The sequence below is a fragment of the Natronococcus sp. A-GB7 genome (genome assembly GCF_029688865.1).
Lineage (GTDB): Archaea > Halobacteriota > Halobacteria > Halobacteriales > Natrialbaceae > Natronococcus.
The window spans coordinates 40340-65550 of the sequence record NZ_JARUKV010000011.1; the positions used below are offsets into that span (position 1 = coordinate 40340).

Genomic DNA, 25211 nt, shown 5'->3' on the forward strand with positions numbered 1-25211 from the left:
CGTCCATCGCTCTCTCGTGGCGGAGCCAGTTCGAACCTGTGCGGAGCACGGTCCGTTCGCGACCGACGATGGGACCTGTCCGCGCTGTGGCGCCCGAGGGACGGAGCTACTTTCGGGGGAGCGACGGCGTCGCCTCTCGAAGTTCGCGAGCGGTGCCCTACGACACTTCGCCGATGACGTCGGCCTCGACCTCGACGAGCGAGGGTGGACGACCCTCGAGGGACTTGTCGACGCCGTCGAGCGGAAGTACGACTGGGCAGAACCCGACCATATCACGGCCGTGATCGCGACCGATCCAAAGGGGCGGTTCGAGCGAACCGGCGGGGTCGACGACGGGAGCGGCGACCGGGTCCGCGCGGCCTACGGTCACTCCGTCGACGTCGACCTCGAGCCGACCGACGCCCCGGTACCCGACGAGCTCTACCACGGCACCGCCCCGGAGAACCTCGCGTCGATCCGCGAGTCGGGGCTACAACCGATGTCTCGCCAGTACGTCCAACTCTCGGAGAGCTCCGAGGCCGCCCGCCGCGTCGGGAACCGCCACGCGAGCGATCCCGTCGTCCTCGTCGTCGACGCCGCGGGGATGGTCGCCGACGGCCACCGGATCACGAAACGCGGCCGCGAGACGTATACGGCGGATCGAGTTCCCACGAGATATCTCGAGGAATCCGCCTCGAGCGACGATTCCCGTCGCTAGAGCGGGCGCGACGGTGCAGATACGGGTCGGCGCTCGTTTTCCGTCGCGGATCGGGGCCGCCCGTGAGCCGATCAGCGACGAACGTCACGTCCCCCTCGGCGGCGTGAACCAGTCGGGACCGAAGCGGTACAACGGGGAGTCGATCCTCGATTCGCGGCTCGCCCGCTCGACGGTTTACTGATTGCGGACTGTTACCGTGAATCGACAGGGAGTTTATCCGTTTCGATAGCCATTGCGCGGACATGAGGACGGGAGCGAGTCCCGAGAAGGGGGACGGACGGCTCTGGGGGAGCGCCGCCGACGACGACGCGGCACTCGAGCGGTATCGGACGCTCGTCGGTGCGATCGACGACGGCGTCTATCAACTCGATGCGGACGGGACCTTCGTCGCCGTCAACGACGGTCTCGTCGAGATAACGGGCTACGAACGGACCGATCTCCTGGGGGAACACGTCTCGCTAATTCTGGACGACGACGACGTTTCAGCCATCGAGGAGGGGGTGTCGGCCCGTCTCGAGGGAACGAGCGAGGGGAACGAAACGTTCGAACTGGGTGTTCGAACCGCCACCGACGAGGTCGTCCCGTGCGGACTCCGGGTCAATCCGCTCGCGGACGACGGCGAGCTTCGGGCCACGATCGGCGTGGTGCGGGACCGCACCGAGCCGAACCGACGGCTGGACACGTTCGAGTCCCCGGACGCGCCGTCGGGATCCGTCACCGACGTCCTCGACGAGGCCGACATCGGGGTGTTCGTCCTCGACGACGCGTTCGAGGTCGCATGGGCCGACGAGACCGTCGAACAGTACTTCGGACTTGAGCGGGACGCGATCGTCGGCCGCGACAAACGAGCGCTGGTGGAGGAAACGGTAAAACACGAACTCGAGGATCCGGAGCGGTTCGCCGAAACCGTACTGGCCACCTACGACGACAACAGCTACATCGAGCGCTTCGAGTGTCGCGTCACGGCGGGTGACGGTCGCGACGGTCGGTGGCTCGAGCACTACAGCAAGCCGATCGAGTCGGGCCGCTACGCCGGCGGGCGGATCGAGTTCTACTACGATATCACCGACCGGAAACGCTCGGAGAGTGCCCTCCGGGAGAGCAGGGAGGAGTTTCGGTCCCTGGTCGACGCGATCGAGGAGTACGCCATCTTCCGACTGGATCCGTCGGGTCGTGTCACCAGCTGGAACACGGGCGCCGAGCGAATCAAAGGGTACGACCGCGAGGAGATCCTCGGCGAGGAGTTCTCGGCCTTCTACACGCCCGAGGACCGCGCCGCGGGCGTTCCGGAGCGGAACCTCGAGCGAGCGACCGAGCACGGCTCGGTCGAGGACGAGGGGTGGCGCGTCCGCGCGGACGGATCACGGTTCTGGGCGAACGTCACCATCACGGCGGTCCGGGACGCCGACGGCACCCACCGGGGCTACCTGAAAGTGACCCGAGACGTGACCGAGCGACGCCAGCGCGAGCAACGACTCGAGAGCGAACTCGAGGAGCTCTTCGGACGGATCTCCGACGCGTTCTACGCGGTCGACGAGGAGTTCCGGTTTACCCACGTCAACGATCGCGCCGAGGAACTCCTCCAACATCCCGAGGACGAACTGCTCGGCGAACGCCTCTGGGACGTCTTTCCGTCCGCCGCCGAGATCGACGAGGTCTGGGACGCGTTCCACACGGCGCGGGAGACCCAGGAGGCGACCAGTTACGAGCTCTACTACGACACGCTCGGGTTCTGGGTCGAGGCGAACCTCTATCCCTCGGAAACCGGGATCTCGGTCTACTTCCGGGATATCACCGACCGCAAGGAACGCGAGCAGTACCTGGAGGACGCCAAGGAACAGCTCGAGGCCGCGACCGAGGCCGGTGCGGTCGGAACCTGGGAGTGGAACGTCGCCGAGGACGCGTTCGTTACCGGCGCCACCTTCGCGCAAACGTTCGGGCTCGACCCGGAGCAGGCACGAGAGGGGGTCCCCCTCGAGCGGGTGCTGTCGTCGATCCACGAGGACGACCGCGAGCGCGTCGCCGCGCGGATCGATGATGCCCTCGAGACCGGGGGCGAGTACGAAGCGGAGTACCGGGTCCGAAACGCCGACGGCGAGATCCGCTGGGTCTTCGCCCGCGGCCACGTCGAGTGCGACGAGGCAGGCAACGCCGAGGCGTTCCCCGGTGCACTCACCGACATCACGGAACGCAAACGGGCCGAACTCGAGGCCCGGAAGCAACGCAGGCAGCTCGAGACGCTGTTCCGAGTGTTGCCCGTCGGTGCCGTGGTCGCGGACAAGGAGGGGTCGCTGATCAGAGCGAACGCCACGGCCAAGGAGACCTGGGGCGGCGACGTCTTCGATGCCGACTCCGTCGCCGAGTACGAGAAGTACACCGCCGTCTGGGCCGACTCCGGTGAGCCGGTCGAACTCGAGGAGCGGACGATGTCCCAGGTGCTTCGCGGGGAGGAGGTGACCGAACCGAACATTTACGAGATTCGGACGTTCGACGGCGAACGGCGGATCGTTATGGAACACGGGATGCCGGTCAGAGACGAACGCGGCGACGTGCGTCGTGCGGTCGTTACGGTCACGGATATCACCGAACGCCGCGAGTACCAGCGACGACTCGAGGAGACGATCGAACAGCTCGAGACCTCGAACGAACGGCTCGAGCAGTTCGCCTACGCGGCCTCCCACGACCTGCAAGAGCCCCTGCGGATGGTCTCGAGCTATCTACAGCTGATCGAGAGCCGCTACGGCGACCTGTTCGACGACGACGGCGAGGAGTTCCTGCAGTTCGCTATCGACGGCGCGGAGCGGATGCGAAGCATGATCGACCGCCTGCTCGCGTACTCTCGCGTCGAAACGGGCGGGAGCTCCTTCGAACCGACCGATCTCGAGCGGCTCCTCGACGACGTTCTCGACGACGTTCAGCTCCGGCTCGAGGAGAGCGGTGCCGACGTGACGGTCGAACCCCTACCCCGGGTGAACGGCGACGCCGATCAACTCCGGCAGGTGTTCCAGAACCTGCTCGAGAACGCGATCGAGTACAGCGGCGACGAACCGCCGACGATCCACGTCGACGCCGAACGGCTGGACGGGACGTGGAAGATCGCGGTCCGCGACGAGGGGATCGGGATCGATCCCAACGATCAGGAGCGCGTGTTCGAGGTCTTCCAGCGCCTCCACGGCCGCGGCGAGCACGGAGGAATGGGGATCGGGCTGGCGCTCTGTCAGCGGATCGTCGAGCGCCACGACGGCGAGATCTGGATCGACTCCGATCCCGGTGAGGGGACGACGGTCTTCGTTACGCTACCGGCGGTCGACGGGTCGTAGCGGTCGGTCGATCCCCAAGGGGAATCGCATCGACGGACGTTCTCGAGTCGAGTCACGGGAAGCGCCACTCCGGCGTCTCGCGTGTCTCGCTCGGCGACGACGGAGTAGCCGGTTCGCTCGAGGTGGGGTTCGTCGGCTCTTCTGAACTGCGAGGGAGGAGGATTCGAATCCTTCAGTTCGATCGCTGCCGCTCGAGCGTCGTTGGAATCGGTGTGCGAGGGAAGGGATTTGAACCACGCCCGAGAGCCTGCTCGCTCCGCTCGCAGAACCTCGGTCTGATTCAAATCCCCTCGTCTCGCAGCTACCGCTCACGGATGTTCGCGGTAGCATGCGAGGGAAGGGATTTGAACCCTCGGACCCCTACGGGAGCGGGTCTTAAGCCCACCGCCGTTGGCCTGCTTGGCTACCCTCGCACAGAAGCGCGCTCGAGGGTAGTCGCTGTGCTGGAATGTGTGTTTCGGTGTTCGCCCGGACCTCCGCGTCGGTCGACCGACGTCCGGAGCGTAGTTATTTGAGGAGCGACCGAATATCGAGGACGTATGAGTGAGAGTAACTTGCAAGAGGAGCAGGAACCGCTGAAGGCCGAGTACGAGGAAAACCCCGAAGCGGCCCAGATTACACTGACCGCGACCGGCGAGGAGCAGGACGACGGCCGGAGCTGTAACGTAGACATCGGCCGGGCGATCTACGAGGCCGAACTCCACGAGGGCGCCGGCGGTCCCGGAACCGGGGCCTGCTCGGGCGACCTGTTGCTGGGCGCGCTGGCGGCGTGCTCGCAGCTCACCGCCCAGGCCGTCGCGGAGAACTTCGGCCTCGAGGTCGATATCGGCGTCGAGGCCAGCGGCGACCTCGATCTCCGCGGGACGATGGGCGTCGACGAGGACGCGCCCGTTGGCTTCCAGGATATCCGTCTCGAGGTGACCGTCGACGGCGACGTCGACGCCGATACGAAGGCCGCGCTGCAGAAGTACACCGAGCGGTACTGCGTCGTCTACCAGACCCTCGCGGAACCGTCGGCCCTCGAGACCGAGTGGACGTTCCGGAACGGGACGAACGGCGACGAGACGAACTGATCGAGCGGAACGCCGGGTGCGTCGGCCGCGCCGACGCTACCAGTCGACGCTCAACGTGCCGTCGCCGTGGGGGTCCGGCGCGATCTCCTCGTCCGTGCGGCGGTCGATCACGTGGATGCAGCCGTCGCCCTTCTTCGCAGGGCAGACCTCCGCGGCTCGGACGTTGTGCTCGAGGTCCTCCTCGTCGAAGAAGTAGGTCTTCGGCTGAGCGATCCCCGACTCGATGGACAGCTCCCAGTTGTCGCTGACCTCGGCGCACTTGCCCGCGCCGAAGCACTTGTTGGCCTCGAAGACGATCTTGTACGGCTTCTCCGAGACCGGCGGCGCGTCCGCGGAGCCGACGTCGCTCGCGCGTGTGATCTCCTCGTTGCTCATTGCGTAGGGGTTCGGCCGAACCGCCTTTCGCGTTACGGTCGGCTCGAGGGACGACCGGTCAGCTCCGCGCCGGCACGCCGGCTTTCGGCTTCGGGAGGTCGTACGTCACGCCGGTCAGATCCCTCGAGACCGCCCACAGCCAGCGGGCCGTCTCCTCGTCGTAGGATCGCTCCGAGGAAGCCTGGCGTTCGGGCGTTCCGCGTATGCTCGCGAGCCCACTGGGTCCGTAGTAGGCACCGCCCTCGGCTTCGGGCGCGGTCGCGGCGTACAGCGTCGGTAGCGCGCCCGTCGCGGACGGCTGGGCGATTATCTCGTTCGTGAGTTTCATCGCCGCCATCCGGAGCCGACTGCCCCGCTGCTCGGGGCCTCGGTACTGCAGGTTCGTGTTCGCGTAGCCCGGATGGACCGCCATACTGTCGGCGTTCAGGCCGGCAGTGAGGAAGCGTCGCTCGAGTTCGTACGCGAACAGCACGTTCGCCAGCTTCGACTGAGCGTAGGCCTCCCACTCGTCGTAGGAGCGCTCGCCGTGGAGATCCTCGAATCGGATCTCGCCTCGCTCGTGGACGGCGCTCGAGACCGTGACCACCCGCGCGGGCTCCTCGCCGTCGGTCGCCAGGTTCCCGAGGAGCAAGCCGGTCAGCGCGAAGTGGCCGAGGTGGTTGACGCCGAACTGGGTCTCGAACCCGTCCGCGGTCTCCGAACGGGGGATCGCCATGACGCCGGCGTTGTTGATCAGGACGTCGATCTCGTCGTCCTCGAGCCGATCGGCGAAGGCCCGAACCGACTCGAGATCGGCCAGGTCACAGTCCTCGACGCGGAGGTCGGCGTCGGGCGCGTCCCGGCGGACGTCGCGCGCCGCCTGCTCGCCCCGGTCGGTGCTTCGACAGGCCATGATCACTTGAGCGCCGTTGCGAGCGAGTTCGCGGGTTGCCTCGAGGCCGATCCCGCTGTTAGCGCCCGTGACGACGATCGTCCGGTCGCTCTGGTCGGGGACGTCTGCAGCCGTCCAGTTCATACGGCAGCCAGGGGAGCCGTACCCCTAAGCGTAGCCGTTGCATCGTTTGGGCGAGCCGGGGATCGATCCGGCGCCGTCGACCTCAGTCCGACCCGAGCGACGGTGACGTCGCGTCGATCGTCGCCTTCAGCTTGAACCGATCGTAGGCGGCGGCGACGGGTAACTCGAGGAGTTCGCCGTCGGTATCGGTGTAGCCGTAGTACTCCTCGTCGGGGTCGAACTCGCCGAAGACCCGCAGCTCCTCGGCGTCGGTGGTAGCGAGGAACTGCTGGAGGTCGTCAGTCTCGTACCCGACCCAGAGAAGACCGTCCTCGGCCTCGACGGAGACGGGGTCCGGAACCGACTCGTCGGCGTCGGCCGTTACGCCGAAGAACGTTTCCACGTCGCCGATCTCGGCTGCCCCCTCGGGGGCGTCGAAACAGAGCAGCGTTCGACCGTCCTCCCGACGGACGCCCCGGTGGCTTCCGACGTCCTCGTCGACCCGCAGGATGCGGTTCTCGAGTTCGGGTTCGACGGGGCTGTGCTCCTCGACGTACTCCATTACGGCGGGCCCGAGAACGATTCCGCCTTCCCAGAGCAGCTCCGCGTCGCTGAAGGGTGCGTAGTCCTCAGCGGTGTTCTTGAGGTAGTCGGTCGTCGAGACGACGTACGTCTCGTCGGGCTCGAGGGGTTCGCCCTCGACGTAGACGTCGCCGACCTCGGGCACCTCGTGGCCGGTCCACTCGTACTGGAGGCCGCCGACCTGCTGGCCCTGCTGGGCGCCGAAGGCATTGTCCGGGAGCGTGTCGATACGGTTCTCGAGTACCTGCAGGATCTCCTCGCCGGTCGCCTCGAAGACGACGGCCTCGTTGCCGAACGGGAGGATCCCCAGCACGTCGCCCGCGGTGAGCTCGCCCGGGCCGTACGTCGTGTTGGTTCGGATCCCGCCGCCGTTCTGGAAGGCGACCTGCGCGTCGGGGTGCAGGTCGAGCATCGTGTCCGTGATGAGGTTGCCGATCAGGGCCTCGCGGCCGTAGGTGATCGAACCGGAGGTGTCGAGTTCGACGGCCGTCTCGCCGATCACCTCCGAGAGCTCCTCGTCGAGCTCGTCGTACTGGGCCTCGATGCGCTCCTTGAACTCCGGGTCCGGCTCGGTGTCCTCGTCCAAGTCGAGGCGCTCCCAGCTCACGAGGTTCCCTTCCGAGTCTAGCGTCATCACGCCCAGATGGAAGTAGGCGTAGCCGACCTCGCTGATGACGGTTCCCGCGTGTTCCTCCGCGGTGTCCATCGTGTAGTGGGAGTGCGAGCCGAAGATGGCGTCGAGCCCGTCGACCTCCTCGGCGAGCTCGAAGTGGGTCTCGTGGGGGGTGTGCGAGGAACAGACGACGACGTCGGCGTCCTCCTCCTCCCGGAGCAACTGCGTCATCTCCTGGGCCGTCTCGACGGGGTCGCGCTGCTCGTAGTCGTCCGGATAATCCGTGATCCCGTGAAAGCCCCGCAGGACGACGTTGAAGAGGCCGACCGTGAGATCGCCGATCTCGAGGGTCGTGTACTCCTCGGTTTCGGGGAACAGCTCGCCGTCGGGCGTGTACAGCGCCGAGTTCAGCCACGGGAACTCGCTGTCAGCGAACCGTTGCTCGGCGGTTTCGACGCCGTAGTCGAAGTCGTGGTTGCCGACCCCGGCGGCGGTAAGGTCCATATCGTTCATGAAGTCGATCTTGTGCTCGCCCTCGGTGAAAAACGAGATCGTCGAGGAGCCGAGTTCGTCCCCGTTCGCGAGGAAGACGGCGTCGTCCCGATCCGCGAGCTGGTCCTGGACCACGTTCCAGTACCGTGCGATGTTCGGCTCGCCGGGCTCGCCGATCTCGCTGTGGGTGTGCAGATCGTGGACGATCGTGACGGTGTCGCCCTCGGGCTCCTCGGCCGCGACGCCCGAGACCTGCGAGCCGAGCGTCAGCGCACCGGTGGCGGCCGCGGTCGCCCCCATAAACGTTCGTCGCGTGTGGGTTCGCCCGCAGCCACACTCCTCCGCTACCTCCGAGGGCTCCTTGGGCCGGAGTTCGCCGTCGTCCTCGACGGCGTACACCTGGCTCCGTTCGCTCGCCGGTTCGCCCCGCTTCGATCGGACGGCCGTGCGCCGCCCGCAGTCCGACTTGTCGGAAGACATCGGTCGATGATTGAAAATCATCCGTGAAAGTAGTTCTCATACACGGCCTGTTCCTAATCTAATCTGACACGACGGGTGAAGCAACTCGCTCGAGTACCGCACTAAACCGAGCGGAAGGCGACGCTCGAGACGGAAGAAGCGACGAAACGCGGAGCGACGACCGAAGAACGCGAGTCGCTACTCGTAGTCGACGGAGACCGACTCGAGGACGACGTCCTCGCGCGGTCGGTCGTTGGCGTCGGTCTCGACGTCGCCGATCTCTTCGACGACGTCCATCCCGTCGGTGACCTTGCCGAAGACGGCGTGACGGTCGTCGAGGTGGGGCTGGGCGTCCAGCGTGATGAAGAACTGCGAGCCGTTGGTGTCGGGTCCGGAGTTAGCCATCGAGAGGATGCCGGCGTCGTCGTGGCGCAGCTCCTCGTGGAACTCGTCGTCGAACTGGTAGCCGGGGCCGCCACGACCGGTTCCGGTCGGGTCGCCGCCCTGAATCATGAAGTCCTCGATGATCCGGTGGAAGACCACGTCGTCGTACAGCGGCTCGCCCTCGACCTCCTCGCCCGTCTCGGGGTCGGTCCACTCCTGGCCGCCCGTCGCGAGTCCGACGAAGTTGTCGACGGTTCGCGGCGCGCGCTCGTCGTAGAGTTCGACGTCGATGTCGCCCTCGCTCGTGTGCAGGGTTGCAGTAACGTTGCCCATACGTCGGCCGACGGTCGGACGGGTGAAAACGGTAGTGGTCTCGGAACCGAACCCGACGGTGTAATCGCCTGCCACAAGTACATACTACCCGACGAAGAACGGACGATCATGACCGCCGGTACCCACACGGCCGAAAAGATAACGCTCGCACGACTGCCGTCGGGCGTCGAGATCACGACGACGGTACACAGCTACGACGGCGCCGACGACGGACCGACGCTGTACGTCCAGGCCGCCCAGCACGGCCGCGAGATCAACGGCACCGAAGTGCTGCGTCGGTTCCACGACCGACTTCCGCTCGAGTCGCTGTCGGGACGGATCGTCGCCGTCCCGGTCGCGAACCCACTGACGTTCGATCGCGTCTCCTACACGACCCCGGAGATCATCGACAGCGTCAACCCGAACATGAATCGGGTGTGGCCCGGCAACGCCGAGGGGAGCCTCCACGAACGCATGGCCGCCCGGCTCTGGGAGTACGTCGGCGACGCCGACGCCGTCGTCGACCTCCACACCGGGAGTCCGGACATGCTCCCCCACGTCGTCTTCCTCGAGGGCGACGAGGAGTCCCGCGCGCTGGCCGAGGCGTTCGGCACCGACCTCCTGCTCTCGGAGGAGGCCGACGACGAGGCGAGCGAGGAGTGGCACCGCCGCGGGTTCGCTGGCAAACTACGGGTCGCGGCCGCCAACGAGGGGATCCCCTCGATCACGCCCGAACTGGCCCACAACAAGCAGATCCTCGAGGACGCCGTCGAGATCGGCGTCGACGGGCTGCTCGACGTCTGTCGCCAGCTCGGACTGCTTCCCGGCGAGGTTCCCGCACGCGAGCAGACCCTCGCCAGGAACCACCTCGGGCAGGTCGTTACCGACCACTCGGGGCTGTTCCGACCGGACCCGGCCCTCGAGATCGGCCAGCCCGTCTCGGAGGGAGACGTGCTCGGCACGGTGTACGATCCGGCAACCTACGAGGCGCTCGAGGAGGCCGTCGTCGGTCGCGAGGGGCTGTTGTACACGCTCACACAGGAGGCGACCGTCGCGGCAGGAGCGAAACTCGCCAGTGTCGCGCTGATCCGCGAGGAGTGAGCCGGGCCGCCGTATGCCGTTTCCAGTGCAGCCGCGGGCCAGGAAGCGACCGGTGCTGTGAGCGACGGCAGGCCACAGGAGCGGCTACGACAGTCCGAGGGCGGAGAGGCCGGCCACCGAGCCGACGACGAGCGCGACCGTCCAGGCACCGAGTCCGATCGTCAGCCAGACGGCGACGCGGCGCGGACGGCCGTCGACCGTGACTGCGATCAGCGCCGCGAGGTGGATTCCGGCCAGTATCGGTCCGACGAACGCGAATCCGACGAGTCCGTATCGCTCCCAGGCGCGTCGCGCGCGTCCGGCTCGGCCGCTCGAGGACGACCCGTCATCGCCGGAACGTCGCCGCTAGAGGGCGATGAGGCGGTCCTGGAAGGCGACGGGCAGGTAGACACGGTGACGCTACCGGCGAACGCGGCAGCGCCCGTCGCGACGGGGTCGAGCCCGAACCCGATGGCGATCGGAATCACGGCGAACGGTTCGACGGCCGGCACCATCGCGAGCAGAAAGACGAGCGCGTACCGGAGGAGCCCGCTCGTCTCCTCGAGTGCGGTCCCGACGTCGACGAGTGCGATCGAGATCGGCATATAGGTGACTCGGTGTAACGACGTCGCTGACGACGTGAGCCGACGAAAAATCGATTTCGGTTCGCCGCCCAGCGGATCTCAGCAGGTCGAAAAGCCGCCGTCGACGACCAGCCCGTGGCCGCTGACGAACGAGGCCTCGTCACTCGCGAGAAACAGGATGGCGTCGGCGACCTCCTCGGGTTCGCCGAGGCGCTTGAGCGGGTACTCCTCGGCCATCGCCTCTCGGGCCGCCTCGGGATCGTCCTCCATCGCCAGATACTGCTCGAGCAGTGTCGTATCGGTAAAGCCCGGACAGACAGTGTTGGCCCGCACACCGTAGGGGCCCGCCTCGGCGGCGATCGCACGCGTGAGGTTGAGGACGGCGCCCTTGCTCAGCGAGTAGGCCGCCTGCTTGGGTAGCCCGAGAATGCTCGCCAGCGAGCCGACGTTGACGATCGATCCGTCCCCCTGCTCTTTCATGTGCGGCAGGGCGGCGTGACAGCCGTTCCAGACGCCCTTGACGTTGACGTCGATGACGAAGTCCCGGATCGAGTCGTCGGTCTCCTCGAGCCGCGAGGAGGGGTGGCCCGTCCCGGCGTTGTTGACGACGATATCGAGGCCGTACTCCTCGGCGACGGCGTCGACGACCGCGTGGAACGCCTCGCTATCGGTGACGTCCAGATCGTGAAACTCCGCGTCGGCGCCCTCACTGGCGAGTTCGTCCGCGACCGCTTCCCCGCCGTCGCTGTCGATGTCGGTGACGATGACGCGTGCGCCCTCGTCGGCGAAGCGTTCGGCCGTCGCGCGTCCGATCCCCGACGCCGCGCCCGTGATGAGCGCCGTCTCGTTCTCGAGTCGCATACCACGATGGTCGGACGGCTACTATATAAATTCGTTCGTGGTTTCGACTTATTCTCGAACTTCGTTCGGAGTATCGGCCTAGATGCAAAACGCTGGTAATCGATCTCGAGCCGATCGTCAGAACTCGCTCTCGGCGTAGACGCCGATAACGCCGCCGAGGGCGCTCAGACCGACGGTGTACACCGTCATGAAGAGAAGCGCGACCAGTCCCAGCAGGCCCAGTACCGCCGAGTTTGCGCCGAACCCGAGGAGAAACAGCAGGAAGAACCCGACGACGCTCAGCGGGAGCAGCGCGACCAGTCCGGCGAGCGCGCCGACCCTCAGTCCGTCGTCGGTGTCGCCACCCTCGAGGTAGCCCGCGACGGCGCCCCCGAGCACCGGCGACAGCGGAACGAACGAGAGGACGATCCCGACGACGCCGCCGAGGACGGCGTTGAGCGCGGTACTCGTGCCACGTCCGGGATCCTGTTCGTCGACCGGGGGCGGCGTCGAGTTCTCGAGCGACGGCGGCGGATCGTTCGGAGCCATACGTCAGCCAGTACACGATAGTTGATATATCTGGCTGTCAGGTCGCCGTAGTGGACGAGACGATCACCGGCGAGGACTCGAACGTCACGTTTCGACCGCCGGCGGGACCGACCGTGACGGCTCTTCGCGCGAGTCCGAGGGGGAGCCCCTCGGCTCAGAACTCGCGTAGCGCCTCGAGAACGTGGACAGTTCGGAACGAACGCTTATCCGATACTCCATCCTATCGTCGGCTATGACCGCAATCGAAATTCCGGAGGAAGTCTACGACGCGCTTCGGCTTCCGGAAGACGAGCGAGAGGGGGTCATGCGCGAGGAACTCGCGTGTTCGCTGTACGATCGGGGGGCGCTTTCGTTCGGAAAGGCACGGGAACTCGCGGAGCTGTCGAAACGGGAGTTCGGCGAGTTGCTCGGGAAACGCGGTATCGAACGCCACTACACCGACGAGGAATTGGCCGAAGATATCGACTATGCCGACCGATGAGGGCGTCGTCGCCGACACGTCACCCCTGCTCAACCTCGCGCTGATCGATCGACTCGAGTTGCTCCGTTCGCAGTTCTCGTCGATCACTGTTCCCGAGGCGGTTCGCTCGGAACTGCTCGCCGGTGAGGGCGAGGTCGATCGCCTCGAGTCGCTTCTCGAAAGCGAGTTCGTAACCGTAACCCGGCCACAGCGAACCGATCTCGTTCGAGAGTTTCAAACTGAACTTGACGAAGGCGAGGCCGCCGCGATCGCGCTGGCGATCGAACACGGAGCCGAACTGGTGTTGATCGACGAGCGGGACGGGCGACAGGTCGCACGTCGTCACGATCTCCCGGTAACCGGCGTTATCGGTGTTCTGTTGAAAGCCGCCGAACGCGGCGAACTCGCGATTGAGCCGGCCCTCAATGCGCTTCGCGACGCCGGATTCTGGATCGACGACGAGTTGTATCAGCAGGCGATCGATGCCGTCGACGACGGTCGAGACGGAACGTGATCCGTGAATCTGCGTTTCAGAACTCGCGCAGTTCCTCGAGGACCCCCTGCGCGCTGCCGTCGGCGATCACGTCGCGGGCCCGCTCGAGCCCGTCCTCGAGCGAATCGACGTCCTGGCGGGCGTACATCCGGAACGCGCCGTTGAGCGCGATAGCGTCCGCGAACTGGTCCTCGCGCTCGCCAGCGAGCACCGCCTCGGTGATCGTCGCCGAGTCGGCGGCGACGTCGTCAACTGCGAGATCCTCGTTCTCCATCTCCATGCCGTACTCGGCGGTCTCGATCTCGTAGTCCTCGAAGGATTCCGCCCCGTCGCCGCCGTCGGCATCCCACTCGGCGACCTTCGTGTACCCCGGTCGAATGTCGTCGTACCCCTCCATCCCCTGGAAGAAGATCGCCCGCGAGTAGTCGAGTTCCTCGCTCCCCTTGATGAGGTCGGTCAGCTTCTTGGCGAACGCGAGGTGGTAGAAGGAGCCGAGGTGGACGTCGGCCTCGGCGGGGTTGGCGACCGTCTCGATGGTGTTGACGAACGTCCGAACGCCCATCTCGTCGCGTCGCTCGAAGAGGTCGTCGATTCCCGAATTGAACGCGGGCTGGTAGTAGAAACCGAAGCCGGTCTCGTCGACCATGTCGGCGCTCTCGGCCGGCTCGAGTTCGGTTCGAACGTCGAGCTCGTCCAGTACGTGTTTGTAGGCGGTCTCCTTCTGGGTCGGGACGCCGTCGCCGGAGTGGACGACGACGGGCGTTCCCGCGGCGGCGGCGACGACGCCGGCGCCGACACCGAGCAGCGCGGAGGTGTGCTTGCCGTCGTAGTTCGCGCCGCAGTCGACCGGGTCGGCGTCGGGCGCGGCGGTGACGACCGATTCCTCGCGCATGACGTCGGTGTACGCCGCCAGCTCCTCGGGGGTGTTTCGCTTCCAGCGGTTCGCCAGCCAGAACGCGCCAAGTGTCGTCTCTCTGGGCTCGCCGGCCAGAATTCGCCGGAACGCCTCGTGGGCCTGCTCGCGGGTCATGTCGTCAGCCGATTTGGGACCGGAGCCGACGACCTCCGTCAGCAACCGCTTGAGCGGCCACTCGCCGAACGTGCCGGATGACTGAGTCATAGGCCGTCGTTGGCGAAGCGGGCGCAAAAGACTCCCGTTTCCGGCGCTTTTCCGGGCCCGTCTCCGACGCCGGGCGACGCGGTTGGACCCGAAACGGACCTCGCTCTCGAGGCGTCGCTACGGTCGGTGGTCGTACCGAGGACCCGCTCCGAAAACCGTCTCAGCGGACGATCGTAACGGGCACCGGCGAACGGCGAGTGACGGCCTCGGCGACGCTGCCCAGCAAGATGCGACTCGCGCCCGAGCGGCCGTGGCTTCCCATGACGATCCCGTCGACGTCGTGGTCGGTCGCGTAGTTGACGATCGATCGGGCGACCGCACCGGTGACCCACTCCGTCTCGAGCTCGACGCCGCGCTCGGCGGCCGTCTCCCTGGCTTCCTCGAGCAACTGCTGGGCCTGCTGCTCGTAGTTCTCCCGGATCCGCTCGTAGTCGGTCGCGATGCTACCCTCGATCCCGGTCGCCGCGTAGAACTTCCGCGGATCGACGACGTGCAACGCCGTGACTGTCGCGTCGGGGTGAACTTCGAAAGCGTACTCGAGGGCCTCGCTCGAGCGCTCCGAATCGTCGATCGGGACGAGTACGGTGGAGACCATGGCGGTTCCTACGACAGGCAACGTCATAAACCGACTCCTCGAGCGCTGGTCGGTCCGGCTCGCTCGAGCCGTCGTGCCGAATCACACTTCGTCCGTCGATGAGGAGCTCTTTTGGTGTTTCTGACGAGTAATATTCGGATTAAACGTATATGGTTCACAGAATATATCGATTGGTTGTATCCATAGATTATTTTACACTGTCTTGGTAACGTATCTCGCGACGTATGACACGAAACAGATCGCGCCGAGCAGTACTGGCCGGGACGGGCGCTGCGGTCGCCGGACTCGTAGGGATCGGCTCCCAGGCGGCCGCCGACGGACACGACGTACCGGTCGTCATCGAGTCGGTGACACCGGATCAGGACCTCATCGTGCTGCGAAACGAGGGGGAGTCGACGGTCGACCTCTCGGGCTACATCGTCGACTGGCTGTACAACAATCCGGACTACGACCAGTCCGACTCGCTGCCGAACGGAACCGAGATCGAGGCAGGGGGAGAGCTCCGGATCACGTCGGGGTACTACGATACCGACGCCGACGTCACCTACGACTACGAGGGGGGACGGATCGACAACGAGGGCACGAACGTGATCGCCCTGTACACGCCGAGTCGGTCCAACGCGGTCTCGGTTTACGACACGTCGACGGGTGAAACCGAGCCCGGCGATCCCGTCGACGACCCGGAGGACGAAGCGCCCGAAGACGAGGAGCCGGGGACTGAGGAGCCCGAGGGCGAGGAAGAGCCCGAGGGCGAGGAAGAGCCCGAAGACGAGGAGGAAGAGCCCGAAGAGGAACCCGACGAGCCGGAGTCCGAAGGCGAAGAACACGAAGACGAGAGGGAGGAAACTGAGGAAAAACCGGACGAGTCGGAGCCCGAGGACGAAGAGGCAGCTGGACGGGAGGAAGACGACTGTCCCGAAGAAGAACAGGAGAAGAAAGAGCCGGAACCCGAAGACGACGACTGTCCGGAGGAAGAAAAGAAGGAACCTGAGCCCGAGGACGACGACTGCCCCGACGAGGAAGAGACGGAGCGATCCGAAAAGAAAGAAGACGACTCCGAGAAAGAGACGGGCGAATCAGAGCGCGAGGAAGACGACTGCTAACCCACGGTCGGGTAGCGCGATTCGCTACCGGTCGGTGATTTTTTTAGCGAGGACGGCTCGAGCGGGAGCTACCGAAGCGCGGCGTCGACGAGTTCGATCGGCGTCGGCGGCTCCTCCGTGTCTCCGTCGCGGTTCTGCAGCTGGGTGCGACAGGAAGCGCCGGGTGCGACCACTCGCTCCCCGGAACTCGAGTCGACCTGGTCGTAGAGGATCGAAGCGATTGCGTCGCTCATCGAGCCGTGTTCGGCCTCGTACCCGAAGCTGCCGGCCATCCCGCAACAGCCCGAGTCGAGGGGATCGACGGCGTACCCCGCCCGCCGGAGCACGCCGACGGCGTGGTGGTCCTTCGCCGTCGCCTTCTGGTGGCAGTGGCCGTGGTAGGTCAGCGATTCCCCGGGCGCGTCGAACGCGAGCCGCTCGTCGAGCCGGAACGCATCGATGTACTCGCAGATCCCGTAGCTCGAGTCCGCCAGGGTTCGGGCGCCCTCGTCGGAGAGCAGGTCGAGATAGTCCGACTGGAGCATCACCGCGTCGGAGGGTTCGATCACGACCACGTCCCACCCCTCCTCGACCAGCGGGGCGAGCGCTCGAACGTTCTCGCGGGCGGTCTCGCCGGCCTGCTCGAGGAGGCCCTTCGAGAACGCGGGTCGGCCCGTGTCGTCCAGATCGTCGGGCACCCTGACGGGGACGCCCGCGGCCTCGAGAACGCGCACCGCAGCCTTCCCCGCCTCGGGGTGGCTGTAGTTGGTGTAGGTGTCGGGGTAGACGATCGCCTTCCGGTCGGCGCCGCGCTCGGGAACGCGCGAGCCACCTCGCTCCTCGAACCAGTCCCGAAACGTCATCGGGCGGAACGACGGCAACGGTCGGCTCGAGTCGATCCCGATCGTCGCCTCGAGGAGTTTGCGGGCGCCGGGAAGCTTCGGGACAACGCTCGAGAGTAGCGGGAACTTCGACCCCCACCGTGAGAGGGTGGCGACGTTTGCGAAGAGCCGATCCCGAAGCGACGAGCCGTTGCGTTCGTGGTACTCGTGGGTGACCTCGGCTTTGAGCTTCGCCATGTCGACCTCGCTGGGACAGTCGATCGCACACCCCTTGCAGCCGATACAGAGGTCCATTACCTCCTCGACGAACTCGTCGGAGAACGCTTCCCCGGGCTCGAGATCGCCGCTCATCGCCTGGCGAAGCGCGTTCGCCCGGCCGCGGGTGCTCGTGATCTCCTCCTCGCTCGCCCGGAACGTCGGACACATCACGCCCCCGGTCGTGGACTGCTCGCCCCGACAGCCGCCACAGCCGTGACAGAGTTCGACCATCCCCTGGAACCCGTTGTCGTTGTCCCACTCGAGGGTGGGCTCGAAGTCGGGTTCGAACTCGTAGTCGGGACCGAACCGGTGGTTCTCGGTCATGTCGGTGGGGTCGTCGTCGCGGAAAACGACCTGACCAGGGTTCAGGAGCCAGTCGGGGTCGAACGCCGTCTTCAGCTCCTGGAAGGTCTCCCACAGCTCCTCGCCGTACAGCTTGCGGTTCCACTGGGTGCGCGCGCGCCCGTCGCCGTGCTCGCCCGACACCGAGCCGTCGTACTCGACGACGAGATCCGTGACGGCGTCGGCGATCGACGACATCTCCTCGAGGCCCGCCTCGGTCTTCGTGTCGATCAGCGGGCGGATGTGGAGGACGCCGGGCCCGGCGTGGGCGTAGAAGCTGGCGTAGGTGTCGTGATCCTCGAGGACCTCCTGGAAGTCCGCGACGAACGCCGGGAGGTTCTCCGGCGGGATTGCGGTGTCCTCGAGGAAGGCGATGTGTTTCTCGTCGGTCGTCCGCGAGAGCAAAATTGGGAGCCCGGACTTGCGCAGCTTCCAGATCTGGCTCCGGCTCTCGGCGTCGTGGGCCTCGATCGCGTCGAACGCGTGGACGTCCTCGTCGGCGACGACCCGCTTCTCGGGAGGGTCGACCTCGCCGACGGGATCGACCGACGGACAGCGGTCTGCGAGCAGGTTCGCGACCCGTCGCTTCCCGTCGGCGTCGTTCTCGGCGTAGAACTCGACGATGAGGACGGCGCCGGTCCCCTCGGGCAGCATCTCGGTGACGGGAGCGAACTCGGCGGTCCCCCGCGCGAGGTCGATCAGCACGTCGTCGATGACCTCGACCGCGGCCGCGTCGTGATCGACGATCGCCGCCACGTCGTCCATCGCGTCGAGGACGGTGTCGTAGGCGAGCAGCGCCATACTCTTCTCGGCGGGGATCGGCTCGAGCGAGACGGTCGCCTCGGTGACGATCGCGAGGGACCCTTCGCTCCCGCAGAGCAGCTTCGCGAGGTTGACCGTCCCGCCCTCGGCATCGGGCTCGCCGACGCCCCGGGTCGCACCTCGAGCGTCCTCGACGAGCCAGTCCAGATTGTACCCCGAGACGTTTCGTTTGAGGTCGGGGTACGTTTCTTCGATCAGGTCCCCCCGCTCCTCGAGGATCCGGGCGACCTCGGCGTAGATCGCCGACTCGAGGTCGTTACCGTCGGCGAGCTCGGGCAGCTCCTCTACGGCGACCTCGCCGAACCGCGTGCGGGTGCCGTCCGCGAGGACGACCTCCACCTCCTCGACATAGGCGTCTGTTTTCCCGTACTGCAGGGAGTGGGCGCCCGTCGAGTTGTTCCCGATCGCCCCGCCGAGGGCGCTCTTGTCGCCCCAGGCGGGGTCGGGCGCGAACTTCAGCCCGTGGGGCTCGAGGTCCTCGTTGAGCGTCTCGAGGTAGATCCCGGGCTGGGCGGTCGCCCGGCGGGCGTCGGGGTCGACGTCGACGACGCCGTCCATGTACAGCGTGAAATCCAGGACGACGGCCTCGTTGACCGTCTGTCCGGCGAGGCTCGTCCCGCCGCCTCGGGGGAGCACCGGGATCCCCCGCTCGGCGCAGTAGTCGACGACGGCGGCGACGTCGTCGGTCGAGCGCGGGAAGACGACGGCGACGGGCGTCACCTCGTAGATGCTCGCGTCGGTCGCGTACAGCTCCCGCGAGTACGAGTCCGCGCGGACGTCGCCGTCGATCAGGCGGCCGATATCCTCGATGAGCGCCGGTCGGTCGACGTCGTCGCTCCGGTAGTCGTAGTCCGCCCGTCGGTCGCCAGCAGGGTCGAATCGGGAAGGGGGTGTCGTAGTCATGGGAGCGATCGGTGGGCGTCCGCGATGGAAGTTGCTGTCGCGATACTCGAACCGCTGCCGGGAACCGCAGGGGAACGGTCACCGCCGCGCTCGAGGGGAGATCGAACGGCCATCGTCCGACCATGAGTGGACTCCGCATATAGTTGCTGGGCTAGAGGACGGTGTTTCGTCCGCGTCTCGCGGTCGACTCGACTGCGATCCCCGACGGCGCCAGGAGGTCGCCGGTGGTGGGTGAGACAGCCACTCGAGGGAACGGGTTGCACAACAGTAATGTGGATCGGGTCGCAGGGTCGAGGTATGAGTACCGAATCAGGGTCGCTTCGACGGCGGTTCCAGGACTCGCTCGCCGATCTCGAGGTCGGAGTGAGCCGGACCGAGCCCGCCTCGTTCGAGGCGACGCTCGAGGACGTCGTCGACGACCCCGTCGTGGGAACGCCCCTCCCGTTCGACGGCGTTTCGCTGCCGACGTGGGTCGACGAGGATCCCTCACCGCGGACGCTCGAGGCGGCGACGACGGGTGTCACCGCCGCCTCGTTCGGGATCGCCGACTACGGCAGCGTCGTCCTGCCGTCGACCGAGGACGGCGCCGAACAGGTGAGCCTCTTTCCGGATCTCCACGTCGCCGTCCTCCGGGAGGCGGATCTGGTCCCCGACATGCCGACGGCGATCGACCGCCTCGGCCCGACGCTTCGCGACGGAGGGAGCGCGATCCTCGCGACAGGGCCGAGCGCGACCGCCGACATGGGGTCGCTCGTGAAGGGCGCCCATGGCCCGAAGGCGGTCCACGTCGTCCTGCTCGAGGAGGGGACCGATGAGTAAGTCCGACGACCGGCGGGCGAAGGCGGCCCGGATCCGTCACCTCCTCGAGACCGAGGGCGACGCCGTCGAGGCCAACACCGCCGGCTTCAACCGGGGGCGGTACGACGCCGTCGCCGAGCTCGAGGCCTACGAGGAGCTGAAGTCGGAGGCTCGCACGATCAAAGAAGACGCGATCGAACGGCTGCCGGAGCTGCTCGAGCAGGTGACCGAGACCGTCGAGGAAAACGGCGGAACGGTCTATCTCGCTGACGACGCCGCGGACGCGAACCGCTACATCCAGGAGGTCGCTGCCGAGAAGGAGGCCGAGCGCGTCGTCAAGTCGAAATCGATGACCAGCGAGGAGCTCGAGGTCAACGACGCGCTCGAGGGCGACGGCGTCGACGTCGTCGAAACCGACCTCGGCGAGTGGGTGTTGCAGGTCGCCGACGAGACTCCCTCCCACATCGTCGCGCCGGCGATCCACCGCTCCCGTGCCGAGATCGCCCGGCTGTTCAACGAGCGATTCGACCTCGAGGAACCGCTCGAAACCGCAGAGGAGCTGACGATGTTCGCCCGGGAGCGACTCGGCGAACAGATCCGTGGAGCCGACGTCGGCATGACGGGCGCGAACTTCATCACGGCCGACTCGGGGACGATCATGCTCGTCACCAGCGAGGGCAACGCCCGCAAGACGGCCGTCGTACCCGACACCCACGTCGCCGTCGCGGGCATCGAGAAGATCGTCCCCTCGGTCGAGGACCTCTCGCCGTTCATCGAGCTGATCGGGCGGTCGGGCACCGGCCAGGACATCACCTCCTACATCTCCCTGCTGACGCCGCCGGTCGAGTCGCCGACCGTCGACGTCGACGAGCCGGACGTCGGCTTCGCCGACCGCGAGGACGACCGCGACTTTCACCTCGTGTTGATCGACAACGGCCGCACGGCGATGCGCGAGGACGACCAGCTCCGGGAGACGCTGTACTGCATCCGGTGTTCGGCGTGTGCGAACTCCTGTGCGAACTTCCAGTCGGTCGGCGGCCATGCCTTCGGCGGGGAGACCTACTCGGGCGGGATCGCGACGGGCTGGGAGGCCGGCGTCCACGGCGCCGACAGCGTCGCCGAGTTCAACGACCTCTGTACGGGCTGTTCGCGCTGCGTCAACGCCTGTCCCGTCGAGATCGACATCCCCTGGATCAACACCGTCGTCCGCGATCGGCTCAACCGCGGTGGCGATCCGGACCGGTTCGAGTTCCTCTACGACGAGCTCGTCCCCGACGAGGAGCCGAGCGGGCTCGACCTCCAGAAACGCCTGTTCGGCAACTACGAGACGCTCGCGAAGCTCGGCAGCGCGACCGCGCCGCTGTCGAACCGGATGGCCGAGTTCGGGCCGGTTCGGTCGCTGCTCGAGCGAGCCGTCGGCGTCGACAGTCGACGACCGTTGCCGGCGTTCGAGCGCGAGACGCTCCGCGAGTGGTACGGCGAGCGGGGGCCCCGAGTCGCGGCGAGCGAGGCCGACCGCGAGGTCGTCCTCTACCCGGACACGTACACGAACTACGTCGACGTCGACCGCGGGAAGGCAGCGGTCAGGGTCCTCGAGGCGCTGGACGTTCACGTCCGCGTTCCGGACGTCGGCGAGAGCGGACGAGCACCGCTCTCCCAGGGGATGATCGCGACCGCCGACGAGCAGGCCAGCGCGGTGTACGCGGGACTTGCCGAGCATCTCGACGCGGGCCGGGACGTCGTCGTCATCGAGCCCTCGGATCTGGCGATGTTCCACCGGGAGTACGAGAAGCTGCTGCCCGAGCGCTCGTTCGAACGGCTCCGGGACGGGAGCTACGAGGTCCTCGAGTACGTCTACGGCTGTCTCGAGAACGGCGCCGACCCCACCGCCCTTCGCACGCCGGAGCAGTCGATCGCCTACCATAGCCACTGCCAGCAGCGAACGCTGGGACTGGAGGCGTACACGACCGCCGTCCTCGAGAAGCTCGGCGCCGACGTCTTCGAGAGCGACGTCGAGTGTTGCGGGATGGCCGGCAGCTTCGGCTACAAGCAGGAGTACTACGAGCTCAGCATGGACGTCGGTGACCGACTGCGCGACCAGTTCGAGAGCCCGACCGCCGAGGACCGACTGGTCCTCGCTAGCGGCACCTCCTGTGAGGACCAGCTCGACGACCTGCTCGAGCGCGAGGCGAGCCATCCGGTCGAAGCGATCGATCCAGGCGGCGTTTAGTCTCGATTAATCAGGTTTGGTATAATCCATTAGGAGAAATAGGTTTGCTCAGTCGCCGTCGTGAGAGTGTAGCCCGCCGAGCCGTTTCTCGGGGATCAAATCCCGAAGCCAGATGTCGATTTTCACGCCGAAAAGCGCTCTCGGTCGGCAAAATCTCACTTCTCGAGCGATAGCGTTCCGGCGTGTCCGAGACCGTTCTCGAACGGGGGTTCTCCGACCACCTCGCCTATTCGTTTCCTGATACTGTACGACTTCTCCTCGGCTCGGTGTCAGTATTTCTATCCGAACAGTAGAAACCGAATCTCCAGCCGCGCGAAGCGACCGGGGTCGTCGACCGAACGTCCCCCGTCCCGGGAGCGACTACAGCAGTCGGTCGGCGATGATATTCTTCTGGATCTCGCTGGTTCCCTCGTAGATCTTCGTGATCCGGGCGTCGCGGTAGTACCGCTCGGCTGGATAGTCGGTGACGTAGCCAGAGCCGCCGTGGACCTGGATCGCCTCGTCGGCGACGTCGACCGCGTGCTCGGAGGCGAACAGCTTCGCCATGCTCGAGAAGCGCGCGGCGATCTCCTGGTTACCCTGCTCGACCTGTGTTGCGGCGCGGTAGGTCAGCGAGCGGGCGGCCTCGGTGTTCGTGGCCATCTCGGCGAGCTTGTGCTCGATCGCCTGGAACTCCGCGATCGGCTGATCGAACTGTTCGCGTTCCTGGGCGTACTCGAGGGCGGCGTCCAGCGCGCCCTGGGCCGCGCCGACGGCCTGGGCGGCGACGCTGGTGCGCCCGGAGGCAAAGAACTCCATCAGCTGGTAGAAGCCCTCGTCGACCTCGCCGATGACGTTCTCCTCGGAAACGCGAACGTCGTCGACGACGACCTCCGCGAGGTCCGAGGCGCGGATGCCGAGCTTGTTGTCGATCTTCTCGGTTCGGATGCCGTCGGCGTCCATCTCGACGAGGAAGGCGGTGATACCGCGGTGACCCTCTTCGGGACTGGTCTTGGCCATCAGGACGCCGACGTCGGCGACGGTACCGTTGGTGATCCACATCTTGTTCCCGTTAAGAACGTAGCCGTCGCCGTCTTGTTCTGCGCGGGTCTCGATCCCCGCGACGTTCGAGCCGTGGGCGGGTTCGGAGATCATCGAACAGGAGGCCGTCTCTCCGTTCGCGATCTTCGGCAGCCACTCGTCTTTCATCCACTCGTCGCCGAACTCGAGGATCATGTTCGTCCCGAAGCCGGCGCTCCCGACTGCGGAGCCGATCCCGGGATCGGCCCGCCACAGCTCCTCGGTGACGATCGTCGAGGAGAGCTTGTCCATCCCCGCACCATCGTACTCGAGTGGGATTCCCGGGGCGACGAAGTCGTACGTTGCCGCCTCCTTGCGGATCTCCTCGGGGTACGTGCAGTTCCGGTCGTACTCCTCGGCGACCGGCTCGATCTCGTTTTCGCCGAACTCGCGAACGGCCTCGCGGATCGCACGGTGCTCGTCGGACAGGGCGAATGCCATACCCGGGAATCGGAAGCTACGTACAAAATACCTTCGCCAGCACCAAACATCGTACAGATAATTCGGGACATGCGGAAATAGTGTAAGGTAGAGGGCCGGAGGCGTCGCTCGAGCACATTCGGGGACCGAGAGGGCAGGCCCCGTGCCCGACGTGTGACAGAATGCGTACCACAATGCCTATTGGCTCGTTGGCGTACTATCCGGTATGCTGGATTTCGTCCAACTCGAGGCCGAACTCGACCAGGAGGAGCGCATGATCCGGGACACGGCCCGGGAGTTCGTCGAGGAACACGTCAAACCCGACATCGGCGACCACTTCGAGGCCGGGACCTTCCCCGAAGAGCTCATCCCGAAGATGGGAGAGCTCGGCTTCTACGCGCCGAACCTCGAGGGGTACGGCTCGCCGAACGTCTCGGAGACGGCCTACGGGTTACTGATGCAGGAGCTCGAGGCCGGCGACTCGGGGCTGCGCTCGATGGCCTCGGTTCAGGGCGCACTCGTGATGTATCCGATCCACGCCTACGGCAGCGAGGCCCAGAAGGAGGAGTGGCTCCCGGCGATGGGCCAGGGCGAGGCGATCGGCTGTTTCGGTCTCACCGAACCCGAACACGGCTCGAACCCCTCGGCGATGGCGACGTACGCGGAAGCCGACGCGGACGGCTACGTTCTGAACGGCTCGAAGACCTGGATCACGAACTCGCCGATCGCCGACGTCGCCGTCGTCTGGGCGCGGGACCGCTCGAGCGAGGACGACCCCGTTCGCGGGTTCTTAGTCGAGACCGATCGGGACGGCGTCTCGACGAACAAGATTACGGAGAAACTCTCCCTGCGAGCATCGATCACGGGCGAGATCGGACTCAACGACGTTCGGGTTCCCGAGGAGAACGTTCTGCCCGGCGTCTCTGGGATGAAGGGGCCGCTGTCGTGTCTCACGCAGGCCCGCTACGGCATCGCCTGGGGTGCGGTCGGGGCCGCGCGGGACTGCTTCGAGGAGGCCCGCGCCTACGCCACCGAGCGCGAGCAGTTCGGCGGACCGATCGGTCGCTTCCAGCTTCAACAGGAGAAACTCGCCGAGATGGCGACCCAGATCACGCTCGCTCAGCTGCTGGCCTACCGGCTCGCCGACCTCAAGGAACGGGGAGAGATGCACCCGAAACACGTTTCGATGGCGAAGCGCAACAACGTCCGAACGGCCCGCGACCAGTCGCGGGTCGCCCGCGAGATGCTCGGCGGAAACGGGATCACGACCGACTACTCGCCGATGAGACACATGGCGAACATGGAGACGGTCTACACCTACGAAGGGACCCACGACATCCACACGCTCGTCCTCGGTGAGGAGCTGACGGGCTTTCAGGCGTTCACGTAGCGGTAGCGATTCGCGGCGACTGATCCGCCCGTCGCCGAAGTGG

At 66.4% G+C, this 25211-nt stretch carries 21 protein-coding genes, 1 tRNA gene and 1 pseudogene; 11 read left to right on the forward strand and 12 right to left on the reverse strand.

Annotated features, from left to right (window positions below; translation table 11 throughout):
• Positions 1-16: 16 nt before the first annotated feature.
• The 3 genes from QA609_RS11565 (at position 17) to QA609_RS11575 (ending at position 4017) form a co-directional block, all read left to right on the forward strand.
• Entirely contained in the window at positions 17-697 is a 681-nt protein-coding gene (locus QA609_RS11565; protein ID WP_278302762.1) for an RNA 2'-phosphotransferase, read from the forward strand.
• A gap of 13 nt (positions 698-710) precedes the next feature.
• Positions 711-878, forward strand: a complete 168-nt coding sequence (locus QA609_RS11570; protein ID WP_278302763.1) for a hypothetical protein — start codon at positions 711-713, stop codon at positions 876-878.
• 61 nt (positions 879-939) lie between these two features.
• Positions 940-4017, forward strand: a complete 3078-nt coding sequence (locus QA609_RS11575) for a PAS domain S-box protein (RefSeq protein WP_278302764.1) — start codon at positions 940-942, stop codon at positions 4015-4017.
• 329 nt (positions 4018-4346) lie between these two features.
• On the opposite strand, the gene QA609_RS11580 is transcribed toward QA609_RS11575, so the two are convergent.
• A tRNA-Leu gene (locus tag QA609_RS11580) sits at positions 4347-4430 on the reverse strand.
• Between the two features lie 126 nt (positions 4431-4556).
• Here QA609_RS11580 and QA609_RS11585 point away from each other — a divergent pair.
• On the forward strand, positions 4557-5090 hold the full coding sequence (locus tag QA609_RS11585) for an OsmC family protein (protein WP_278302765.1): 534 nt from the start codon (positions 4557-4559) through the stop codon (positions 5088-5090).
• Between the two features lie 36 nt (positions 5091-5126).
• Here the strand turns inward: QA609_RS11585 and QA609_RS11590 are convergent, their stop codons facing one another.
• The 4 genes from QA609_RS11590 to QA609_RS11605 form a co-directional block, all read right to left on the reverse strand.
• Positions 5127-5465 (reverse strand): ferredoxin, encoded by a 339-nt coding sequence (locus QA609_RS11590; protein WP_278302766.1) that lies wholly within the window; start codon positions 5463-5465, stop codon positions 5127-5129.
• 58 nt (positions 5466-5523) lie between these two features.
• The gene (locus QA609_RS11595; RefSeq protein WP_278302767.1) at positions 5524-6480 is read right to left on the reverse strand and encodes an oxidoreductase; all 957 of its coding nucleotides are present in this window, start codon (positions 6478-6480) and stop codon (positions 5524-5526) included.
• A gap of 82 nt (positions 6481-6562) precedes the next feature.
• Positions 6563-8626: a bifunctional UDP-sugar hydrolase/5'-nucleotidase gene (locus tag QA609_RS11600; RefSeq protein WP_278302768.1), complete on the reverse strand. Its 2064-nt coding sequence runs from the start codon at positions 8624-8626 to the stop codon at positions 6563-6565.
• A gap of 177 nt (positions 8627-8803) precedes the next feature.
• Positions 8804-9322 carry a peptidylprolyl isomerase gene (locus QA609_RS11605; protein WP_278302770.1) on the reverse strand — a complete coding sequence of 173 codons (519 nt, stop codon included), beginning with the start codon at positions 9320-9322 and terminating at the stop codon, positions 8804-8806.
• Between the two features lie 108 nt (positions 9323-9430).
• On the opposite strand from QA609_RS11605, the gene QA609_RS11610 reads away from it, so the two are divergent.
• Positions 9431-10402 carry a succinylglutamate desuccinylase/aspartoacylase family protein gene (locus QA609_RS11610; RefSeq protein WP_278302772.1) on the forward strand — a complete coding sequence of 324 codons (972 nt, stop codon included), beginning with the start codon at positions 9431-9433 and terminating at the stop codon, positions 10400-10402.
• Between the two features lie 84 nt (positions 10403-10486).
• On the opposite strand, the pseudogene QA609_RS11615 reads toward QA609_RS11610, so the two are convergent.
• The 3 genes and pseudogenes from QA609_RS11615 to QA609_RS11625 all read right to left on the reverse strand — a co-directional run bounded on the left by QA609_RS11615 (position 10487) and on the right by QA609_RS11625 (position 12354).
• Positions 10487-10986 (reverse strand): annotated as a pseudogene (locus QA609_RS11615) (small multi-drug export protein).
• A 78-nt stretch (positions 10987-11064) separates the two neighbouring features.
• Positions 11065-11826, reverse strand: a complete 762-nt coding sequence (locus QA609_RS11620; protein ID WP_278302774.1) for an SDR family oxidoreductase — start codon at positions 11824-11826, stop codon at positions 11065-11067.
• Positions 11827-11943: 117 nt separating this feature from the next.
• The gene (locus tag QA609_RS11625) at positions 11944-12354 is read right to left on the reverse strand and encodes a DUF5518 domain-containing protein (protein ID WP_278302775.1); all 411 of its coding nucleotides are present in this window, start codon (positions 12352-12354) and stop codon (positions 11944-11946) included.
• Positions 12355-12586: 232 nt separating this feature from the next.
• Between QA609_RS11625 and QA609_RS11630 the strand changes: the two genes are divergently transcribed.
• Together QA609_RS11630 and QA609_RS11635 are read left to right on the forward strand one after the other, a co-directional pair.
• Positions 12587-12835 (forward strand): UPF0175 family protein, encoded by a 249-nt coding sequence (locus tag QA609_RS11630; RefSeq protein WP_278302776.1) that lies wholly within the window; start codon positions 12587-12589, stop codon positions 12833-12835.
• Positions 12822-13328, forward strand: coding sequence for a DUF3368 domain-containing protein (locus tag QA609_RS11635; protein ID WP_278302777.1), 507 nt, complete (start codon positions 12822-12824; stop codon positions 13326-13328). Before QA609_RS11630 ends, QA609_RS11635 begins: the two co-directional genes overlap by 14 nt.
• Before the next feature lie 16 nt (positions 13329-13344).
• On the opposite strand, the gene QA609_RS11640 is transcribed toward QA609_RS11635, so the two are convergent.
• On the reverse strand, positions 13345-14427 hold the full coding sequence (locus QA609_RS11640; RefSeq protein ID WP_278302778.1) for an anthranilate phosphoribosyltransferase: 1083 nt from the start codon (positions 14425-14427) through the stop codon (positions 13345-13347).
• Between the two features lie 160 nt (positions 14428-14587).
• Positions 14588-15022, reverse strand: coding sequence for a universal stress protein (locus tag QA609_RS11645; RefSeq protein ID WP_278302779.1), 435 nt, complete (start codon positions 15020-15022; stop codon positions 14588-14590).
• A gap of 224 nt (positions 15023-15246) precedes the next feature.
• On the opposite strand from QA609_RS11645, the gene QA609_RS11650 reads away from it, so the two are divergent.
• Positions 15247-16125 carry a hypothetical protein gene (locus QA609_RS11650; RefSeq protein ID WP_278302780.1) on the forward strand — a complete coding sequence of 293 codons (879 nt, stop codon included), beginning with the start codon at positions 15247-15249 and terminating at the stop codon, positions 16123-16125.
• A gap of 68 nt (positions 16126-16193) precedes the next feature.
• Here QA609_RS11650 and QA609_RS11655 read toward each other — a convergent pair whose 3' ends face one another.
• Entirely contained in the window at positions 16194-19271 is a 3078-nt protein-coding gene (locus QA609_RS11655; protein WP_278302781.1) for an FAD-binding and (Fe-S)-binding domain-containing protein, read from the reverse strand.
• 297 nt (positions 19272-19568) lie between these two features.
• On the opposite strand from QA609_RS11655, the gene QA609_RS11660 reads away from it, so the two are divergent.
• Both QA609_RS11660 and QA609_RS11665 read left to right on the forward strand, forming a co-directional pair.
• Positions 19569-20090, forward strand: coding sequence for an LUD domain-containing protein (locus QA609_RS11660; protein ID WP_278302782.1), 522 nt, complete (start codon positions 19569-19571; stop codon positions 20088-20090).
• Entirely contained in the window at positions 20083-22299 is a 2217-nt protein-coding gene (locus QA609_RS11665) for an LUD domain-containing protein (RefSeq protein ID WP_278302783.1), read from the forward strand. Before QA609_RS11660 ends, QA609_RS11665 begins: the two co-directional genes overlap by 8 nt.
• Before the next feature lie 360 nt (positions 22300-22659).
• Here the strand turns inward: QA609_RS11665 and QA609_RS11670 are convergent, their stop codons facing one another.
• A complete protein-coding gene (locus tag QA609_RS11670; protein ID WP_278302784.1) occupies positions 22660-23799 on the reverse strand; it encodes an acyl-CoA dehydrogenase family protein in 1140 nt (379 codons plus the stop codon).
• Between the two features lie 205 nt (positions 23800-24004).
• Between QA609_RS11670 and QA609_RS11675 the strand changes: the two genes are divergently transcribed.
• The gene (locus QA609_RS11675) at positions 24005-25168 is read left to right on the forward strand and encodes an acyl-CoA dehydrogenase family protein (protein WP_278302785.1); all 1164 of its coding nucleotides are present in this window, start codon (positions 24005-24007) and stop codon (positions 25166-25168) included.
• The last annotated feature ends 43 nt before the right edge of the window (positions 25169-25211 follow it).

Coding starts and splice junctions, on each gene's coding strand:
- QA609_RS11575 (WP_278302764.1), top strand. CDS start 940: ATGAGGACGGGAGCGAGTCCCGAGAAGGGGGACGGACGGCTCTGGGGG.
- QA609_RS11585 (WP_278302765.1), top strand. CDS start 4,557: ATGAGTGAGAGTAACTTGCAAGAGGAGCAGGAACCGCTGAAGGCCGAG.
- QA609_RS11590 (WP_278302766.1), bottom strand. CDS start 5,465: ATGAGCAACGAGGAGATCACACGCGCGAGCGACGTCGGCTCCGCGGAC.
- QA609_RS11595 (WP_278302767.1), bottom strand. CDS start 6,480: ATGAACTGGACGGCTGCAGACGTCCCCGACCAGAGCGACCGGACGATC.
- QA609_RS11600 (WP_278302768.1), bottom strand. CDS start 8,626: ATGTCTTCCGACAAGTCGGACTGCGGGCGGCGCACGGCCGTCCGATCG.
- QA609_RS11605 (WP_278302770.1), bottom strand. CDS start 9,322: ATGGGCAACGTTACTGCAACCCTGCACACGAGCGAGGGCGACATCGAC.
- QA609_RS11610 (WP_278302772.1), top strand. CDS start 9,431: ATGACCGCCGGTACCCACACGGCCGAAAAGATAACGCTCGCACGACTG.
- QA609_RS11620 (WP_278302774.1), bottom strand. CDS start 11,826: ATGCGACTCGAGAACGAGACGGCGCTCATCACGGGCGCGGCGTCGGGG.
- QA609_RS11625 (WP_278302775.1), bottom strand. CDS start 12,354: ATGGCTCCGAACGATCCGCCGCCGTCGCTCGAGAACTCGACGCCGCCC.
- QA609_RS11630 (WP_278302776.1), top strand. CDS start 12,587: ATGACCGCAATCGAAATTCCGGAGGAAGTCTACGACGCGCTTCGGCTT.
- QA609_RS11635 (WP_278302777.1), top strand. CDS start 12,822: ATGCCGACCGATGAGGGCGTCGTCGCCGACACGTCACCCCTGCTCAAC.
- QA609_RS11640 (WP_278302778.1), bottom strand. CDS start 14,427: ATGACTCAGTCATCCGGCACGTTCGGCGAGTGGCCGCTCAAGCGGTTG.
- QA609_RS11645 (WP_278302779.1), bottom strand. CDS start 15,022: ATGGTCTCCACCGTACTCGTCCCGATCGACGATTCGGAGCGCTCGAGC.
- QA609_RS11650 (WP_278302780.1), top strand. CDS start 15,247: ATGACACGAAACAGATCGCGCCGAGCAGTACTGGCCGGGACGGGCGCT.
- QA609_RS11655 (WP_278302781.1), bottom strand. CDS start 19,271: ATGACTACGACACCCCCTTCCCGATTCGACCCTGCTGGCGACCGACGG.
- QA609_RS11660 (WP_278302782.1), top strand. CDS start 19,569: ATGAGTACCGAATCAGGGTCGCTTCGACGGCGGTTCCAGGACTCGCTC.
- QA609_RS11665 (WP_278302783.1), top strand. CDS start 20,083: ATGAGTAAGTCCGACGACCGGCGGGCGAAGGCGGCCCGGATCCGTCAC.
- QA609_RS11670 (WP_278302784.1), bottom strand. CDS start 23,799: ATGGCATTCGCCCTGTCCGACGAGCACCGTGCGATCCGCGAGGCCGTT.
- QA609_RS11675 (WP_278302785.1), top strand. CDS start 24,005: ATGCTGGATTTCGTCCAACTCGAGGCCGAACTCGACCAGGAGGAGCGC.